General features: G+C 71.7%; 14 protein-coding genes. 9 read left to right on the forward strand and 5 right to left on the reverse strand.

Annotated features, from left to right (window positions below):
• Positions 1–5 precede the first annotated feature (5 nt).
• Positions 6–461: a GatB/YqeY domain-containing protein gene (locus tag ACLQ23_RS06665; protein WP_355590215.1), complete on the forward strand. Its 456-nt coding sequence runs from the start codon at positions 6–8 to the stop codon at positions 459–461.
• 99 nt (positions 462–560) lie between these two features.
• On the opposite strand, the gene ACLQ23_RS06670 is transcribed toward ACLQ23_RS06665, so the two are convergent.
• Entirely contained in the window at positions 561–3008 is a 2448-nt protein-coding gene (locus tag ACLQ23_RS06670; protein ID WP_355590213.1) for a penicillin-binding protein, read from the reverse strand.
• A 403-nt stretch (positions 3009–3411) separates the two neighbouring features.
• Here ACLQ23_RS06670 and ACLQ23_RS06675 point away from each other — a divergent pair, with 403 nt between their 5' ends.
• Positions 3412–3732, forward strand: coding sequence for a WhiB family transcriptional regulator (locus ACLQ23_RS06675; RefSeq protein ID WP_053654856.1), 321 nt, complete (start codon positions 3412–3414; stop codon positions 3730–3732).
• Between the two features lie 6 nt (positions 3733–3738).
• On the opposite strand, the gene ACLQ23_RS06680 is transcribed toward ACLQ23_RS06675, so the two are convergent.
• The 3 genes from ACLQ23_RS06680 to ACLQ23_RS06690 are packed head-to-tail and all read right to left on the reverse strand — an operon-like array spanning position 3739 to position 6578.
• A complete protein-coding gene (locus tag ACLQ23_RS06680; RefSeq protein WP_355590210.1) occupies positions 3739–4887 on the reverse strand; it encodes an ArsA family ATPase in 1149 nt (382 codons plus the stop codon).
• Positions 4888–4944: 57 nt separating this feature from the next.
• Positions 4945–5922, reverse strand: coding sequence for an ArsA-related P-loop ATPase (locus tag ACLQ23_RS06685; protein ID WP_355590207.1), 978 nt, complete (start codon positions 5920–5922; stop codon positions 4945–4947).
• 26 nt (positions 5923–5948) lie between these two features.
• Positions 5949–6578: a hypothetical protein gene (locus ACLQ23_RS06690; RefSeq protein ID WP_425735142.1), complete on the reverse strand. Its 630-nt coding sequence runs from the start codon at positions 6576–6578 to the stop codon at positions 5949–5951.
• 594 nt (positions 6579–7172) lie between these two features.
• Between ACLQ23_RS06690 and ACLQ23_RS06695 the strand changes: the two genes are divergently transcribed.
• From ACLQ23_RS06695 to ACLQ23_RS06725, 7 genes are all read left to right on the forward strand, one after another.
• Positions 7173–7655 (forward strand): hypothetical protein, encoded by a 483-nt coding sequence (locus tag ACLQ23_RS06695; RefSeq protein WP_355590204.1) that lies wholly within the window; start codon positions 7173–7175, stop codon positions 7653–7655.
• Positions 7656–7699: 44 nt separating this feature from the next.
• Complete coding sequence (locus ACLQ23_RS06700) at positions 7700–7855, forward strand: DUF4177 domain-containing protein (RefSeq protein WP_007466198.1); 156 nt, start codon at positions 7700–7702, stop codon at positions 7853–7855.
• Entirely contained in the window at positions 7852–8313 is a 462-nt protein-coding gene (locus tag ACLQ23_RS06705) for a RidA family protein (protein WP_355590201.1), read from the forward strand. Before ACLQ23_RS06700 ends, ACLQ23_RS06705 begins: the two co-directional genes overlap by 4 nt.
• A 114-nt stretch (positions 8314–8427) precedes the next feature.
• The gene (locus tag ACLQ23_RS06710; RefSeq protein ID WP_355590198.1) at positions 8428–9267 is read left to right on the forward strand and encodes an MBL fold metallo-hydrolase; all 840 of its coding nucleotides are present in this window, start codon (positions 8428–8430) and stop codon (positions 9265–9267) included.
• Positions 9264–12887: an adenylate/guanylate cyclase domain-containing protein gene (locus tag ACLQ23_RS06715; protein WP_355590196.1), complete on the forward strand. Its 3624-nt coding sequence runs from the start codon at positions 9264–9266 to the stop codon at positions 12885–12887. Before ACLQ23_RS06710 ends, ACLQ23_RS06715 begins: the two co-directional genes overlap by 4 nt.
• A gap of 123 nt (positions 12888–13010) precedes the next feature.
• Entirely contained in the window at positions 13011–13445 is a 435-nt protein-coding gene (locus ACLQ23_RS06720) for a hypothetical protein (RefSeq protein WP_355590193.1), read from the forward strand.
• Positions 13446–13475: 30 nt separating this feature from the next.
• The gene (locus tag ACLQ23_RS06725; protein ID WP_355627908.1) at positions 13476–15005 is read left to right on the forward strand and encodes a serine/threonine-protein kinase; all 1530 of its coding nucleotides are present in this window, start codon (positions 13476–13478) and stop codon (positions 15003–15005) included.
• Here the strand turns inward: ACLQ23_RS06725 and ACLQ23_RS06730 are convergent.
• Positions 14992–15327 (reverse strand): hypothetical protein, encoded by a 336-nt coding sequence (locus ACLQ23_RS06730; protein ID WP_355590187.1) that lies wholly within the window; start codon positions 15325–15327, stop codon positions 14992–14994. The two genes, ACLQ23_RS06725 and ACLQ23_RS06730, sit on opposite strands and share 14 nt — an antisense overlap.
• Positions 15328–15384: the final 57 nt, after the last annotated feature.

The raw sequence follows: 15384 nt of genomic DNA on the forward strand, positions 1-15384 counted from the left end.
CGTCCATGAGCACGCTGAAGGACCGCCTCACTGCCGACATGCGTTCCGCGCTTAAGGCGCGCGACGAGCTGACCACCTCCACGCTGCGGATGGCTCTGGCCGCCGTTGGCACCGCCGAGGTCGCTGGCAAGGCCAAGCGTGAGCTCACCGACGACGAGGTGCTCGCGGTGCTCACCAAGGAGGCCAAGAAGCGTCGGGAGGCGGCCACCGCCTTCGCCGACGCGGGCCGCACCGAGCAGGCCGCGAAGGAGACCGCCGAGGGCGAGGTGCTGGACCGCTACCTGCCCAAGCAGCTCTCCGATGCCGAGCTGACCGAGCTGGTCTCGGGGGCGCTCGCTGCGGGCGGCTTCACCGGCAAGGCCCAGATGGGCCCGGCGATGAAGGCGGCCCAGGCCGCTGTGGCCGGCCAGGCCGAGGGTGGCCGGGTGGCCGCCGAGGTACGTCGTCAGCTCGGCCTCTGACAGGTCCGCGCGTCAGCCGGATGGCTCAGCGATAGTCCGTACACGCGAACGGGCGGCACCCCGAGGGGTACCGCCCGTTCGCGTGTTCTACCTGGCGTCTCAGCCGCCCGGACGGCCGCCGCCGGGTCGACCGGGCCCGTTACCCGGCCCGCCGGGCTGCCCCGGCGTGGTCGTGCCCGGTGAGGTGCCGCCGCCACTGCTGACGTCGATGGACACCACACCGCCCTTGATCTGGCGGTTGCCCGGGTTGGTGCCGGCGGCGGTGCCCGCCGGGCAGCTCGAGGTCACCTTCGTGTCGGAGACGACGGGCAGGAAGCCAGCGCCCTTGAGTCGGGACTTGGCGGTCTCGATCGGCTGGCACTTGACGTCGGGGATGCTGCGCTGGTCGCCTTCGGAGATCTTCTGACCGGGCGGCTCGAAGTTGATCCGCGGCTTGCCCTTCATGGCGTCCCGCAGCGTCTCGTACACCGGCGGGTTGATGCCGTCCCGCTCCTTGTGCTTCATCTTGACGTTGGTCTGCGGCCAGTCCGGGTCGGCCATGATGCCGGCCACCGAGTACTGCTTGGTCATGGCGACCAGGGCGGCGGTCTTCTCCGAGTCGGTGGTGCCGGACTTGCCGGCCACCGGCGCGTCGACGAAGCCCTTCACGTTGCCGGCGGTGCGACTGCTGCCGCACTTGCTGGTCTTCGAGTTGTCGCCGACCGGGCAGCGGGCGGCGTCCACTGCGGCGCGGGCCACGTCGGTGCTGAACCGCTTCTCGCAGCGCGGGTTGGCGATGTCGAGCTTGTTGCCCTCCGGGTCGCGGATCTCCTGCACCGGGATCGGCTCGCAGTACTTGCCGTCAGCGGCGAGGGTGGCGTACGCGTTGGCCAGGTCGAGCGGGGTGACCGACGAGACGCCGAGGGTGAACGCTCCCCAGTCGTGGGCGGCCGCCTTGTTGTTGGCCCACTCGTTTTCCCTGCTGACCCGGAAGTTGATACCGGCCCGCTTGGCGGCGTCGACCACGTTCTCCGCGCCCACCTGCTGCTGAAGCGGCACGAAGTAGGTGTTCACCGACTGCGCGAAGGCGCTCCACATGTTCTGCATTCCGCCGGCCTTCAGGCCGGAGTTGGTCGGGCAGTACTTGTTGGTGCCCGGGCAGGCGGCGCTGCTGCCCGCCTCGACGATGTACTCCGACTTGAACTGCTGCGGCGCGTTGAACGGGTAGCTGAGCGGGATGCCCTTCTCCAGCGCGGCCAGGATGCTGAAGATCTTGAACGTCGAGCCGGCCTGGTAGCCGGTGATGCCGTCGCCGCCGGTGAGCAGCGGGTTGACGGTCGCCGGGTAGTTGCCCCGGATCTTCTTCTTGCTCTTGGCGGGATCGCTGGAGATCTTGTTCTTCGGGTTCTTCGGGTCGTCGAGCTTGAACTGCCTGTTGACGGCGAGCGCGCGGACCCGACCGGTGCCGGGCTCGACCACCGCGACCATTGCGGCTTCCTTGCTGTTCTCGCTCTTGGCCTTGCGGACCGCCTTGTCCGCACCCTTCTGCGCCTGGACGTCGATCGACGTGACGACTGTGTAGCCACCGCTCTTGAGCCGGCGCTCACGGTCGTACGACGTCGAGCCGAACGTCTCCTGCTGCATCCACCAGCGGTAGAAGTAGTCGCAGAAGAAGCCCCAGCTGTTGACGTTGGCGGCGACGCAGCCGTTCGGGGTGCGCCGGTCCTTCACGACCAGCTTGGTCGCCTTGGCCGCGTCGGCCTCCTGCTGGGTGATGGCCTTGGTCTTGACCATGTTGTCGATGACGTAGTTGCGCCGGTCCAGCGCGAGCGGGTAACCCGCCTTGGTGGTCGGGTCGTTGGTCGTCGGAGCCTTGACCATGCCGGCCAGCAGCGCCGCTTCCTCGATCTTGAGCTTGCTCGGCGGCTTGCCGAAGTAGACCTGGCTGGCGGCGTAGATGCCGTACGCGCCGTTGCCGAACGAGGCGAGGTTGAGGTAGCGGGTCAGGATCTCGTCCTTGGAGAACTCCTTGTCGACCTGCAGGGCCAGCCGCATCTCGCGGAGCTTGCGGGCGCTGGTGTCCTCGGTCGCGGCGACCACGTCGGCCGGGTGGGTGGCCGAGTAGGCGATGGCCAGCCGGACGTACTGCATCGTCAGCGTCGAGGCGCCCTGACGGCCGGCGCTCTCGTTCTGGTTGTTGACGAACGCGCGGGCGACACCGTTGATGTCGACGCCGTTGTGCTTGTAGAAGTCGTGGTCCTCGGCCGCGATGATGGCCTTCTGCATCGGCTGGGAGATGTCGGCGAGCTTCACGTCGCGGCGGTTCTCGTCGTACATCGTCGCGAGCGGTGTCTTGCCGTCCGACGCAAGCAGATAGCTGATCTGTGGCGCGCGGGCCACAGTCAACTCAGTGGGCAGGGCGCCGAATGTCTCGGCGCCGGCCTTCGCGGCAAGGCCGGACATCGCCACCGCGGGGAAGGCCGCCGCAGCGACCACCACGCCAGCCAACAGGCCACATACGAGCAGCGATGCGGCATTGGTCAGCACATTGTGGTCACGTTTCCGCATCCAGGTCACCTCGACAGGGTACGCGAGTAGGGAACGAGGGGCGCTGGGGCGTTCTTTCCCCATTTCCTGCGTGCGCTGCCCTCGTTGTGCTAAACGCATGACCCCCCGTACGAGGTTGCGTGTGACCTGGCGTGAGTCTCCTCCGATTGGAGGGAACGGCGCAGCGTTTTCACGGACCTCGGCGGGGTAACCGGCGGTCGAAGGCCCGGGAAGCCGGGAGTGTCCGGAATGATGGATTTCGCCGACAACGTTGCGTAATCGGTCGACTACAGAGCATGATGATGGCGGCGACAGCGCCACATGTCGTTCGTGCCGCCTTGGGGAAGGCAGGCCGGGCGACCGGGGGGAATTGCCGGCTGCCGTGCAACGAGGTCGGTAGGTATGCAAGGGGGGACGTGTACACATGGGCATGATCACTGACTGGCCGTCGCTGGCGGCGTGTCAGAACGGGGACCCGGACGCGTTGTTCGTACAGGGCGCCGAACAGAACGTGGCGAAGCGGATCTGCCGGAGCTGCCCAGTTCGGTACGAGTGCCTGGCCGACGCGCTGGACAACCGGATCGAGTTCGGTGTGTGGGGCGGCATGACCGAACGCGAACGCCGCGCGCTGCTGCGTCGTCACCCGCAGGTGACGAGTTGGCGCAAGATGTTCGAGGCGGCGATGAAGAAGAACAGCAAGGACAAGGCCGCCAAGGACAAAATCCTGGTCAGCGCGGCCAACTGACGCCGGTCACGGCCGGCTGATCGCCGCGCCGATCGTTCGTAGCCCGTCGACGTCGTGCACGTCGGCGGGCTGCGCCGTCACCGACACCGTGGGCACCCCGGGGAACGCCTCGGTGAACCGTGCGGCGACCTGCTGCTCGCGTACCGCCTGGCGGGCCAGCGCGGCGTGCGCCCGCAGCACGTCGGCGGTGGCCTCGTGCCCTCCCAGCTCGGTCAGCCGCTCCGCGGCGGCCCGGCTCTGCTCCGCGTCCAACTCCGGAACCGCCGGCCGGTGCACCCGGTTGAGCACCAGCCCGGCCAGCGGCATCTTCTCCTCCCGCAGCCGGCCCGCGAAGTAGGCGGCCTCCCGGACCGCGTCCGGCTCCGGGGCCGCCACCAGCACGAAGGCCGTCTCCCGTGCCTGCAGGATGCGGTACGTCTGCTCGGCGCGCTGCCGGAAGCCCCCGAACATCGAATCCAGGGCGGCCACGAAGCCGGACAGGTCGGTGAGCAGCTGCGCGCCGAGCACCTTCTGCACCACCTTCGAGAACATGCCGAACGAGGCCGTGACCAGGCTGAACATGCTCCGCCCGCCGGTGCGTGCCGGTGCCAGCAGAAGCCGCAGCATCCGGCCGTCGAGGAAACGGGAGAGCCGTGCCGGCGCGTCCAGGAAATCCAACGCCGAGCGGGACGGCGGGGTGTCGACCACGATCAGGTCCCACTCGCCCCGGGCGTGCAGCTGGCCCAGCTTCTCCATCGCCATGTATTCCTGCGTGCCGGCGAACGTCGAACTCATGGCCTGGTAGAAGGGGTTCGCGAAGATCTCCGCGGCCTTCGCCGGATCGGTGTGCTGAAGCACCACGTCGTCGAAGGTGCGCTTCATGTCCAGCATCATGGCGTGCAGCTCGCCGCCGCTGGCCTCGACGTCGATCCCCTTGACCTGGCGGGGCGTGTTGTCCAGCTCCGTCAGGCCCAGCGACTGGGCAAGCCGGCGGGCCGGGTCGATGGTGAGCACCACCGTTCGCCGCCCATGCTGCTCGGCGGCCCGCAGCGCCAGCGCCGCGGCAGTGGTCGTCTTACCCACCCCGCCGGCACCGCAGCACACGATGATCCGCACGCCGGGGTCGGCGAGGATCTGGTCGACGTCCAGCTGCGGCGCCGCGTCTTCGGAAGGCACCAATCGAGCGTATCGGGCCGGCTGGGTCCGTGCGCCTGTGCCGACGTGAGGTGCGCGTCAATCCGCCTGCACGAGGGCCTGCGCCAGGGTGGTGAGTCCGGCCCGGTCGACCCCCTCGGGCAACAGTGGCAACTCGACGATCGGGAGCCCCAGCTCCACCAGCTCGGCCCGCAGCGAATCCTCAAGCTCCCGCCGAATGGCCTGGTCACGTGCCTCGTCGTGCAGGCCAGCGACGATCTCCCGATCGGTCGGCAACCCGGCGGCGGCCAGTCCGCGCTTCAACTCCGCAGGGCTGACCGCCCGGCCGGCCGGCAGCGGCGGGCGGGTGCCGTTGACGATCACCTTGCCGACCCCGAAGCCGAGCGAGGTGAGGTCGGCGATGGCGTCCACCGTCTCCTGCACCGGCATCTCCTCCAGCAGCGTGACCACGTGCACCGCAGTGATCGGGGAGCGCAGCAGCGCGGCGACCCCCTCGCTCTGGGTCTTGATCGGGCCGACCTTTGCCAGTCGGGCCGTCTCGGCGGTGACGTTGAGGAAACGGCCGATCCGCCCGGTCGGCGGAGCGTCGAGCACCACCGCGTCGTACACGCGTCGTTGCCCCGAGGTGCGGGTGGTGGCCTCCTTCACCTTGCCGGTGAGCAGCACGTCCCGCAGGCCCGGGGCGATGGTGGTGGCGAAGTCGATCGCACCGAGCTTGCGCAGCGCCCGTCCCGCGGCACCCAGCTTGTAGAACATGTCGAGGTATTCGAGCAGGGCTTCCTCGGCGTCCACCGCGAGTGCTCGCACCTCACCGCCGCCGGGCACGTCGGTGAGGTGTCGCTCCTCGTACGGCAGCGGGTCGATGCCGAAGAGTTGGGCGATGCCCTGCCGGCCCTCGACCTCGACCAGCAGGGTGCGCCGGCCACCGGCGGCCAGCGCCATGGCCAGCGCCGCCGCCACGCTTGTCTTGCCGGTACCGCCCTTGCCGGTCACGACGTGGAGGCGGGCCGACCATCCGGTACCGGCCGGGTCGGACGGCCGCTCAGCTGCACGCACCCGTCGAGCCTATCCAGGCTCGGGGGTCAGGCGACCTCGCAGACCCACCAACCCGTCTTCTGCACCACAGTGAAACGCAGGTCCTGGTCGGCCACCTTCTCGTCGGCGGTGGTCATTGTGACGCGGGCGGAGACGGTCGCCCGGTCACCGGTCTGGTTGTCGACCTTCGGGGTGGTCCACTTGAAGCGCGGGTTCTGGTATTCGGCCGCGTACTTCTGCACCTCGGCCACCTTCGCGGCGATCTTCTTGTCGTCCCGGGAGGCGGCGCAGACGCGGTTGGCCGCCTTTGTGGCGTCGCGATCCTTGTAGACGGCGGTGAGGAACTCGTCGACGGCGACCGCCGGCTCCTTGGCGCCCTCGCCGGACTCGGCGTTGCGCAGGGTCAGGAACGTCACCACGCCGCCACCCACGCAGAGCACCATGATCACGACGAGAGCGATGGCAGCGATCAGCAGGCCACGCTTCTTCTTCGGCTCGGCCGAACCCGGGTAGGGCGGGTAGCCGGGCGGGGGCGGCGGGATCGCCCCCGGAGTCTCGGTCCCGACTGCGCCCGGTGCCTGCGTCGCCGGGTCGCCCGTCGGGCTGCCGAACGGCGGGGCGCTTGCGAACGGCGGGGCACTCGCGGGCTGGTTGGCGCTGTCGGGCTGGCCGGGCAGACCCGCCGGCGCGGGCACACCTGCCGACGCGGGCAGCGCCGCCGGGGTGGGCTGTGCGGGAAGAGCGAGCGGGCCGGGCTGCGAGGTGCTCCCCGGCTGCGCGGTGCCGGCCGGCTGGCCGGGCACTGTGGGTGCGCCGGGCTGCGGGGGGACGGCTGGATCGCCGGGTTGACCGGCGGGATCCGGGTGGCCCGCCGGGAGGGCGCGCGGGCCGGTCTGGTCACCGCTGGGCGGTTGGGTCATCTCGTTCCCCCGAGTGTGCGGCGCCCGGCCGCCACCCCGGGCGCCGAGCGTGATCGAGCGGGCGGCCGGGCGCTGCTCGCGACCGTCCGACGGGAAGGGTAGCGGTCAACCACCGTGTTGGTGTCGCCCGTATCGCGCCGCCCGGAGCGTGGATTTTGGCCAGTGGGCGACAGGGCGGACACCGTTGGGTCACTGCATACGATCTGTCGTATATGTGACTTTCGGGCTTGATGTGCGCGTCCTGTTGGCGGGACCGCCCCCACGCACCTACGTTCGTCCCGGTGCGGGGGCCGGAGAGGATGGCCGGGCCGGCCGGAGGCGTCACCCGAGAGGTACCACCGGAGGAAGTGCATGCGCGACGCGGACAACATCCCTCGCACCCAGTTTCCGGCCAACGACCGGCTGCGCCGATCCGGGTCGATGGGCGAGGCTGCCGGTGGACCGTTCGGCAACCCGCCGGTCAACGAGCGGTCGTACCGTCGGGTTCCGGAACCGCCCGAGGTGGTGCGCACGCCGAGCCGACCCGTCGAGCGGCGGGACGACGACGAGCCGGGCTTCGTCATCCACCTGCCGATCCGGGTGGCCGACCTGGGAGCGGCGACAACGCTTGCCGGTCGCGTCGCCGTGTCCCTGGGGTTCCTGCCGGAGCTGGACGCGGGCGAGACCACGGTGTCGAACGCCGACGACCAGAACAACAGGCACCGCGTCTTCTGCGACCTGCTGCAACCCGACCGGTCGCGGTGCCCCCAGAGGTACGGGCACGAAGGCCCCTGCGGGGAGTTGCCGGCACCGCCCGAACAGCGCACCGCACCTCGCCCGGCGAGCGGACCGTAGGCTGTACCTCGACGCCGTCCGCACCGAGAGGGAGCCCTCCAGCGATGCAGAAGTGGGAATACTCCACGGTCCCGCTGCTGGTCCACGCGACCAAGCAGATCCTCGACAACTGGGGTGAGGACGGGTGGGAACTCGTCGCAGTGGTCCCCGGCCCGAACCCGGACCAGCTGGTGGCCTACCTGAAGCGGCCCAAGGCATGAGCAACGGCCCGCACGCGAAGCTCGCCGAGTTGGGGCTCGAACTCCCCGAGGTGGTGCCGCCGGTGGCCAGCTACGTGCCGGCCGTGCAGTCCGGGCAGCACGTGTACGTCTCTGGCCAGCTGCCGATCGCCGAGGGCAAGCTGCTGGCGACGGGCAAGGTCGGCGCCGGTATCTCGGCCGAGCAGGCCAAGGACCTGGCCCAGCGCTGCGCGCTCAACGCCTTGGCCGCCGTCGACTCGCTTGTCGGCCTGGAGAACGTGGTCAAGGTGGTCAAGGTGACCGGTTTCGTGGCCTCCGCGCCCGGCTTCACCGGCCAGCCCGCCGTGATCAACGGTGCCTCCGACCTGCTCGGCACCGTCTTCGGTGAGGCAGGCCGCCACGCCCGCAGCGCGGTAGGCGTGGCCGAACTCCCCCTGGACGCCCCGGTCGAGGTAGAAGTCATAGTCGAGGTCGCCTGACCCGCCCCGCGATCTTGCACTTGGTGCCCGGATCAAAGCCCTGAAGAGGGACGAATCAGGGTCCGAAAGTGCAAGATCGCGGAGGGTGGCGAGCCGGGTCGTACGATCGCAGCCATGAGCGGGCACATGACGGCACCGGCGGCGGCACTCGCCGCTGAGTTGCCGGACTGGGTGACGCTGCTGCGTGCGCCCAATCCGGGGCCGATGACCCTCGACGGCACCAACACCTGGGTGCTGCGCGCGGCACCGGGCGAGCCGGCAGTGGTGATCGACCCCGGGCCGGCCGACGAGGGGCACCTGGCCGCGATCGCCGCCGCCGGCCCCGTCGGGCTCGTGCTGATCACCCACGGGCACCCGGACCACACCGAGGGCTCGGCCCGGCTGAGCGAACTCCTCGGCGGGGCGGCGCACGTCCTGGCCGTCGACCCGGCGCACACCATCGGCGGTGAACCCCTCACCGAGCCGGCCGAGCACCTGGGCGGCTTCGGCCTCGACATCCGCCTGCTGAGCACCCCCGGGCACACCGCCGACTCGGCCTGCTTCCTGGTGGAGCACGCCGACGAGCAGGTGGTGCTCACCGGCGACACCATTCTCGGCCGGGGCACCACAGTGGTGGCGCACCCGGACGGTCACCTCGGCAACTATCTGGGCAGCCTGGAGTTGCTGTCGACGTACCGGGGAATCACGGCGCTGCCCGGGCACGGCCCGGCGCTCGCCGACTGCGGCGCGGCGGCCGACTTCTACCTCGCCCACCGGCGGGCCCGGCTCGACCAGGTCCGGGAGGCGGTCGCCGCCGGTGCCCGCACGCCCGACGACGTGGTCGCCGCGGTCTACGCGGACGTGGACCGCTCGCTCTGGTGGGCGGCCGGCTGGTCGGTCCGTGCCCAGTTGGAGTATCTGGGTGTCGACACCGGGGAATCCGAGCCGGGGGTCAGTGGGTTGGAGCACATGTGACCTGCCCCGTGTGTGGAACCGTCGCCGTTCCAGGCGCGCGGTTCTGCCACAACTGCGGAGCCGCGCTGCCGGCCGCCGCGACGTTGCCGGCGGCCGAGCGTCGGGTGGTAACGGTGCTCTTCGGCGACCTGTCCGAATTCACCTCCTGGTCGGAGGATCTCGATCCGGAGCGGGTCGGCGCGGTGACCGACCGGGTGCTCGCCTCCCTCGCGGGGGCGGTGAAGACGTTCGGCGGGCACGTCGACAAGCTGACCGGCGACGGGATCATGGCGGTCTTCGGGGCGCCGGTGGCACACGAGGACGACGCCGAGCGGGCCGTCCGGGCCGCCCTCTCCATGCAGCGGGCCGTCCGCCGCGTGCTCGACGACGAGCGGGGCGGCGGTGCGCCGCTCGGGCTGCGGGTCGGGCTGAACACCGGTGACGTCATCGCCGGCATCCAGGCCGCGATCGAATACACGGTCATCGGCGACACTGTGAACACCGCCGCCCGACTGGCCGACGCCGCCGCTGTCGGTGCCGTCTACGCCGGTGGTCGTACCGCCGCCGCCACCAGGCACGTGGCCTCCTGGCGGGCGCTGCGCCCGCTGCGGCTCAAGGGCAAGCGTGAGCCCGTCGAGGCGTACGAGCTGCTGGGTCTGCTCGACGCGCCGGGCACCCGGTCGGGTCTCGGTGACGAGGCGCCCTACGTGGGCCGGGAGACCGAGATCGGCCGGGTCGCCGGCCGGCTCGCCGAGGTGATCGACCAGGGAGACCCCCGGGTGCTGCTGATGACTGCCGAGGCGGGCATCGGCAAGTCCCGGTTCGCCGCCGAGGTCGAACGCCTCGCCGCCGGATACGACGTGGGCGCCGGCAGGTACGCGGCGCACACAGGAGCCCGGGTGCTCTCGGTGCGCTGCGCCGCCTTCGGTGAGCGCCGCCGGCTCGCGCCGCTCGCCGACCTGGTCCGCGCCGCCGTCGGCCTGCCCAGTGACGCGTCCACAGCGCTCACCCGTCCTGCGGTCGAGGAGCGGCTGCGCCGGCTCGGCCAGCGGCTCGCCCGAGCCGGCGCCGAACAACCGCCGATCGTCACCGACCAACTGCTGGCACTGCTCGGCTATGCCGAACTCCCCGCGCACACCGGCACCGACAACGGCGAGTGGGGCAGTGCCGCTGCCACGGCGGCCGATGCCGAGGCGGTGCCGAACGCCGTCGCCGACCTGCTCAGCGGCCTCGCCTCGGAGGCGCCGCTGGTGATCGTGGTGGACGACCTGCACGACGCCACCGCCGAGACGATCCGTGCGCTCGGGCTGGCCCTGTCCCGTCTCACCGGCCCGGTCCTCGTGCTGCTGCTCGGCCGCCCCGAGCTGGTCCGTACCGCGGGTGCGCTGACCCGCGTCGCGGACGCCGAGGTGCACTCCCTGCCGCCGCTGCGCGGAGCCGACGCGGCCCGGTTGCTCACCAGCTATCTCGGCGGCGGGAAACTGCCCCAGACCGACACCGACAGGCTGCTGGCCACCGCCCAGGGCAACCCGTTCTACCTGGCCGAGCTTGTCACCCTGCTGATCGAGCGCGGTGCCCTCACGACAGTCGAACCGGGTCGCGGTGTCCGACCAGCCCCCGGCGAGCGGGACCAGAGCTCGACCGCGAGCTGGCGGCTGGTGCCCGGTTCGCTGGGCAGCCGGCTGCTGTCCCGCGATCTCGCGGCGGTGCTCGCCGCGCGTATCGACGCGCTGCCACCGGGCGCCCGTTCGGTGCTGCGGGACGCCGCGGTGGTCGGTGACACGGTGCCCGAGGGCGCGTTGGAGGCGCTGCTCGACAAGCGCGCCGGCCGCGACGGGCGGCCCTCGGCCGTGGTCGCCGTGGAACTCGACCGGGCGGTGGAGGAGCTGCTGCAACGCCGGATGCTGCACCGCACCCGCACCGGCTACGCGTTCGCCACCCCGCTCATGCGGGAGGCCGCGTACGCCGGTGTGAGCAAGGCGGAGCTGGCTGAGCGGCACGCCGCGCTTGCCCAGTGGGCGGCACCCGAGAACAACGCCGCGACAGCGACCCTGGGCGGGTTCACCGACGAGGCCCGGGACGACTTCGTGGCGATGCACGTCGAGCGGGCCGCCCGGCTTTCCGATGCGGTGAAGCTGCGCCCGGACGCCCCGGCCCGCGCCGTGGCCCCGCTCGGGGTCGCCGCGCTCGGCCGGGCCGCCCGCCGGTCGCTGTCCGCCGGGGAGCCGGCGCTCGCCGTCGAGTACGCCGAACGCGCCACCGAACTGGCCCGCGACGGCGTGCCGGCGGCCGATCGGGTGGTGCACGCCAGGGCGCTGCTCCAGATCGGTCGGGCCGTCGACGCGCTCGCCTACGCCGAGAAGATCGCTGCGAACGCCGGGGAGGAGGCCACCCGGGTCAGCGCCCTGCTGCTCGCCGGGCAGGCCCAGCAGACCCTCGGTGACCAGGGGCGGGCGGTGACCGCCTGGCAGGAGGCGCTACAGGTGGCCACTGCCGCCGGGCTGCCCACGTTGCGGGCGTCCGCGATGCGCCGGCTCGGCATGGCCGACTTCGTGGGCGGACGGTTGAGTCAGGCGAGCAGCCGGCTGGCTGCCGCGTACCAGGTCAGTCTCGGTGCGCAGGACCGGCGCGGGCAGGCGTGGTCGTTGCAGAACCTGGCGTGGGTGACCACCACCCGGGGTGACTTCGCCGGCACCGACGCGGTGCTCGGCCGGGCTGCTCGGTTGTTCGCCGAGCTGAAGGACCCGTACGGGCGGGCCTGGCTGCGGGGCACCACGGCGTTCGCCCGGCTGCTTGCCGGAAGGCTGCGCGAGGCGTGTCGCATGGCGCAGGTGTTCCTGCCCTTCGGGGAGCGGGTCGGGGAGGCGTGGGCGGTGGGCACCCTGCGGGCGGTGGCGGCGTACGCCACTGCCGAGCTGGGTGAGCTGGCCGAGGCGGACCAGGGGGCACGCCGGGCGTACCGCGAGTTCGCCGCCGCGTCCGACGACTGGGGTCGCGGGTTCGCGCTTGTGGTCCGGGCTGTTGTGGCGCGGGGCCTGGGCGAGCCGGAACACGCTGCCGATCTGCTCACCGACGCCCTGGCGGACGCCGAGCGGACCTCGCACCCGCTGCTCACCGGGATGGCTGGCACGTTGCGGGGGTTCGTGGCACTGGACATGGGCGACTGGGAGACTGCCGAGCGGGCGGCGCGCGGGGTGCTGACGGCCGTCGAACCGCACAACCCGCAGGCGCCGGCGCAGGTCGCGCCCCGGGTGCTGCTGGCCACCGCCCGGCTGGCCGCCGGCGACCCGGCGACTGCCGTCGGGCTGCTCGCGCCCGTGGCGACCACCGCCGCGAACGCGCCGTCGTTGCTGTTCTCCCGCCGTCAGACGATGGCCCGGTACGCGTCGGCGCTGCTCGCCCACGGTCAGCGGGAGCAGGCGTTGGACTGGGCCCAGCGTGCGGTCACGGTGCCTGCCGAGGACGTCCGCAGTCAGGTGATCGCGGCCGGCGTGCTGGCGGAGACGCTGGCGGCCTGCGGTCGGCAGGTGGAGGCTTTGTCCTGTGCGGACGAGGCGGTCCGTCTGGCGTACGCCACCGAGCAGCGCAGTGAACGCGCCGCCGCCGACGCCCTGCGGGCCAGGATCGCCGCTCAGGTCTAGCCATCGCCGCTTCCCGTCCGGTTCTGCCGGTTCCGGGGATGTGGTTGTCGGAGCGACCGGCTAGCGTGTCACCACCGTGCGCCGGTCCACAGTGAAGCCGTCGCCGTGCCGGGGAGGGCCATCATGAAGTTGCCGCGTTCCATCGCGGGCTGGACCATCGCTGTCTTCGGTGTGCTGGCGTTGCTGATGGGTGCGGTCGGGCTGCTCTGGCCGGAGGCGCTGCTGAGCATGCTCGGGCTGGAGGTGCCGTCGACCCGTACGGCCGGCGACCACACGGGCACGTTCCTGCTGGCGTCCTCGATGGCGTCGTTCAACATGGGCGTCTACTACCTGCTCGCCACTGTCACCGAGTGGCGGGCGTTCTACCGCTTCACAGTGGTCTTCCGGCTGGTCACCTTCACCGTGTTCACCATCGCCGTGCTCGCCGACATCGCCCCGGACCGGTTCTTCGGGGTTGCCGCCTGGGAGGGCCTGGGTGCACTGGCCACCGCGATCGGCCTGCGCGTCGACGCCCGCCGAAGTGCAGCCGGTGCCGCTTCGGCGGACGCGGCGCGCTGAGCCGCCGGCCGGGTTGGGTATTTTCGAGCAGTGACCGACACCCCGACCGGCCGTTCGCGGGTGCCGATCGTGCCCGGCCTGACCGATTTACGAGTTTTTGCCCGGGGCGGGTACGCGACCGTCTACCAGGCCACCCAGATCTCGGTGGGGCGTGAGGTCGCCGTCAAGGTGGAGAACCGCACGCTTGACAGCGAGCGCGACCAGGCCCGGTTCCTGCGTGAGGCGCGGGCCGCCGGGCGGATGTCGTCCCACCCGCACGTGGTGGACCTCTTCGATGTCGGGGTCACCGTCGACCAGCACCCCTACCTGATCATGGAGTTGTGCGACGGGTCGTACGCCGAGCGGATGCGTACCTCGCCGCTCGGCGCTGTGGAGGCCCGCGATCTCGGCATCAAGATCGCCGACGCGCTGGCCCACTCGCACGCGGCAGGGGTGTTGCACCGCGACGTCAAGCCGGCAAACATCCTCTACTCGCACTTCAACTCGGCGGTGCTCGCCGACTTCGGGCTGGCCGTGCTCGCGGAACACCGGGATCCCACAGTCACCCTTGAGGTGCTCACCCCGGCGTACGCGCCACCGGAGATGTTCAGCCACAGCCCACCGTCGCCGGCCGTCGACGTGTACGCGCTCTGCGCCACCCTCTACGCGGTGATGCACGGCCGGCCGCCCCGCTGGCAGTCCGAGCGCAACCCAAGCCTGGTCACTGTGCTGGAGATGTTCAACCAGCAGATCCCCAGCCTGCCCGGCGTACCGGACGAGCTGATCGACGTGCTGCGCGCCGGCATGGCCAACGACCCGGCCGAGCGGCCCTCCGCCCTCGAACTGCACGACCTGCTCACCCACCTGCCGTTCGGCTCGCCGCCGAAACCGGTCAGCGGCGCCCCGATCAGCGGGAGCCCGATCAGCGGCGGCCCGATCAGCGGCGGCGCGGCGCGGCCCGGCCCGTACGTCGCCGGCCAGCCGATACCTCGGCCGCCGGTCGAGGAAACCCAACCCACTGCACCCGACAGCCGGCGCTGGCGGCGGCGCTGGTTCCTCGGTGGCGCGGGAGTGCTCGCGCTCGCCGCCTCGGCGACCACCGGGGCGTGGGTGGCAAGCAGCGCCCCGCCGCCCAGCCCGTCTCCCCAGGTCACCCAGGTCGGAGCCCCGGCGACCGGCGCGCTGCCCGGTTGCACGACGGGTGCCGGTGCGCCGGCGGCCCTGCCCAGCGGTGCCCGGTGCCTGCCCCAACTGGAGTGCTTCGGTCCGATCCGGATCCGCGGCGACCGGGCCGAGGCCGTCCGGGTTCCCTGCGATGCCCGGCACACCTGGGAGACGTACGCCGAGGGGATCCTGCCGGTGTCGCTCGTCGGCGCCCCCCACCACGAGGTGGTCAGCGCCGAGCCCGTCCGGCAGGTGTGCGGCGCGACGACCTTCCGCGTGACCACCGGTATCAACGAGGCGACCGGATGGCGCCTGGAGGTGCTGCCGCCGGTGGACGGCAGCGTCGACCGGACCTACCGGTGCCTTGCCGGGCGGGGCGTCGACGCGCTCGCCGGCCCCACACTCACCGGTCGCTGAAGCCGCTGGGCGTCCCGCGTCGGTCCCGCACCGCGCGCAACGCGGCCCGGCTGTCCAGGGCGTCGAGAGTGTCGGCGTCGATCCCGTACGGCATCAACTCCGCGGGCCCGGCCGACCGGTCCGGCGGCTCCGGCTCGTCGTGCTGCCGGGCGGCGGACACGGCCACCCCGGCGATGATCGTCAGCAGTACGACGAGCAGCGCGAGGACCACGCCGAGGAGATCCTGACGGCGCCACACGACCAGTAGGACCAGCAAAACGAGGGCGCCCAGCGCGGCGACCGCCGCCACTATGCGCGGGTCGGGCCTGACCAGTCGATTCACCCCCCAAGCATGCCTTGACCTGGCCGGCTGTCAACCGGAGATGGCATTCCGCCGCGT

Source organism: Micromonospora sp. DT41, from assembly GCF_049841715.1.
GTDB lineage: Bacteria > Actinomycetota > Actinomycetes > Mycobacteriales > Micromonosporaceae > Micromonospora > Micromonospora profundi.

Bases quoted from the DNA above. Each gene is read 5' to 3' on its own strand.
- ACLQ23_RS06700 (WP_007466198.1), top strand. From the start codon at position 7,700: ATGCAGAAGTGGGAATACTCCACGGTCCCGCTGCTGGTCCACGCGACC.
- ACLQ23_RS06670 (WP_355590213.1), bottom strand. From the start codon at position 3,008: ATGCGGAAACGTGACCACAATGTGCTGACCAATGCCGCATCGCTGCTC.
- ACLQ23_RS06705 (WP_355590201.1), top strand. From the start codon at position 7,852: ATGAGCAACGGCCCGCACGCGAAGCTCGCCGAGTTGGGGCTCGAACTC.
- ACLQ23_RS06720 (WP_355590193.1), top strand. From the start codon at position 13,011: ATGAAGTTGCCGCGTTCCATCGCGGGCTGGACCATCGCTGTCTTCGGT.
- ACLQ23_RS06710 (WP_355590198.1), top strand. From the start codon at position 8,428: ATGAGCGGGCACATGACGGCACCGGCGGCGGCACTCGCCGCTGAGTTG.
- ACLQ23_RS06665 (WP_355590215.1), top strand. From the start codon at position 6: ATGAGCACGCTGAAGGACCGCCTCACTGCCGACATGCGTTCCGCGCTT.
- ACLQ23_RS06675 (WP_053654856.1), top strand. From the start codon at position 3,412: ATGGGCATGATCACTGACTGGCCGTCGCTGGCGGCGTGTCAGAACGGG.
- ACLQ23_RS06695 (WP_355590204.1), top strand. From the start codon at position 7,173: ATGCGCGACGCGGACAACATCCCTCGCACCCAGTTTCCGGCCAACGAC.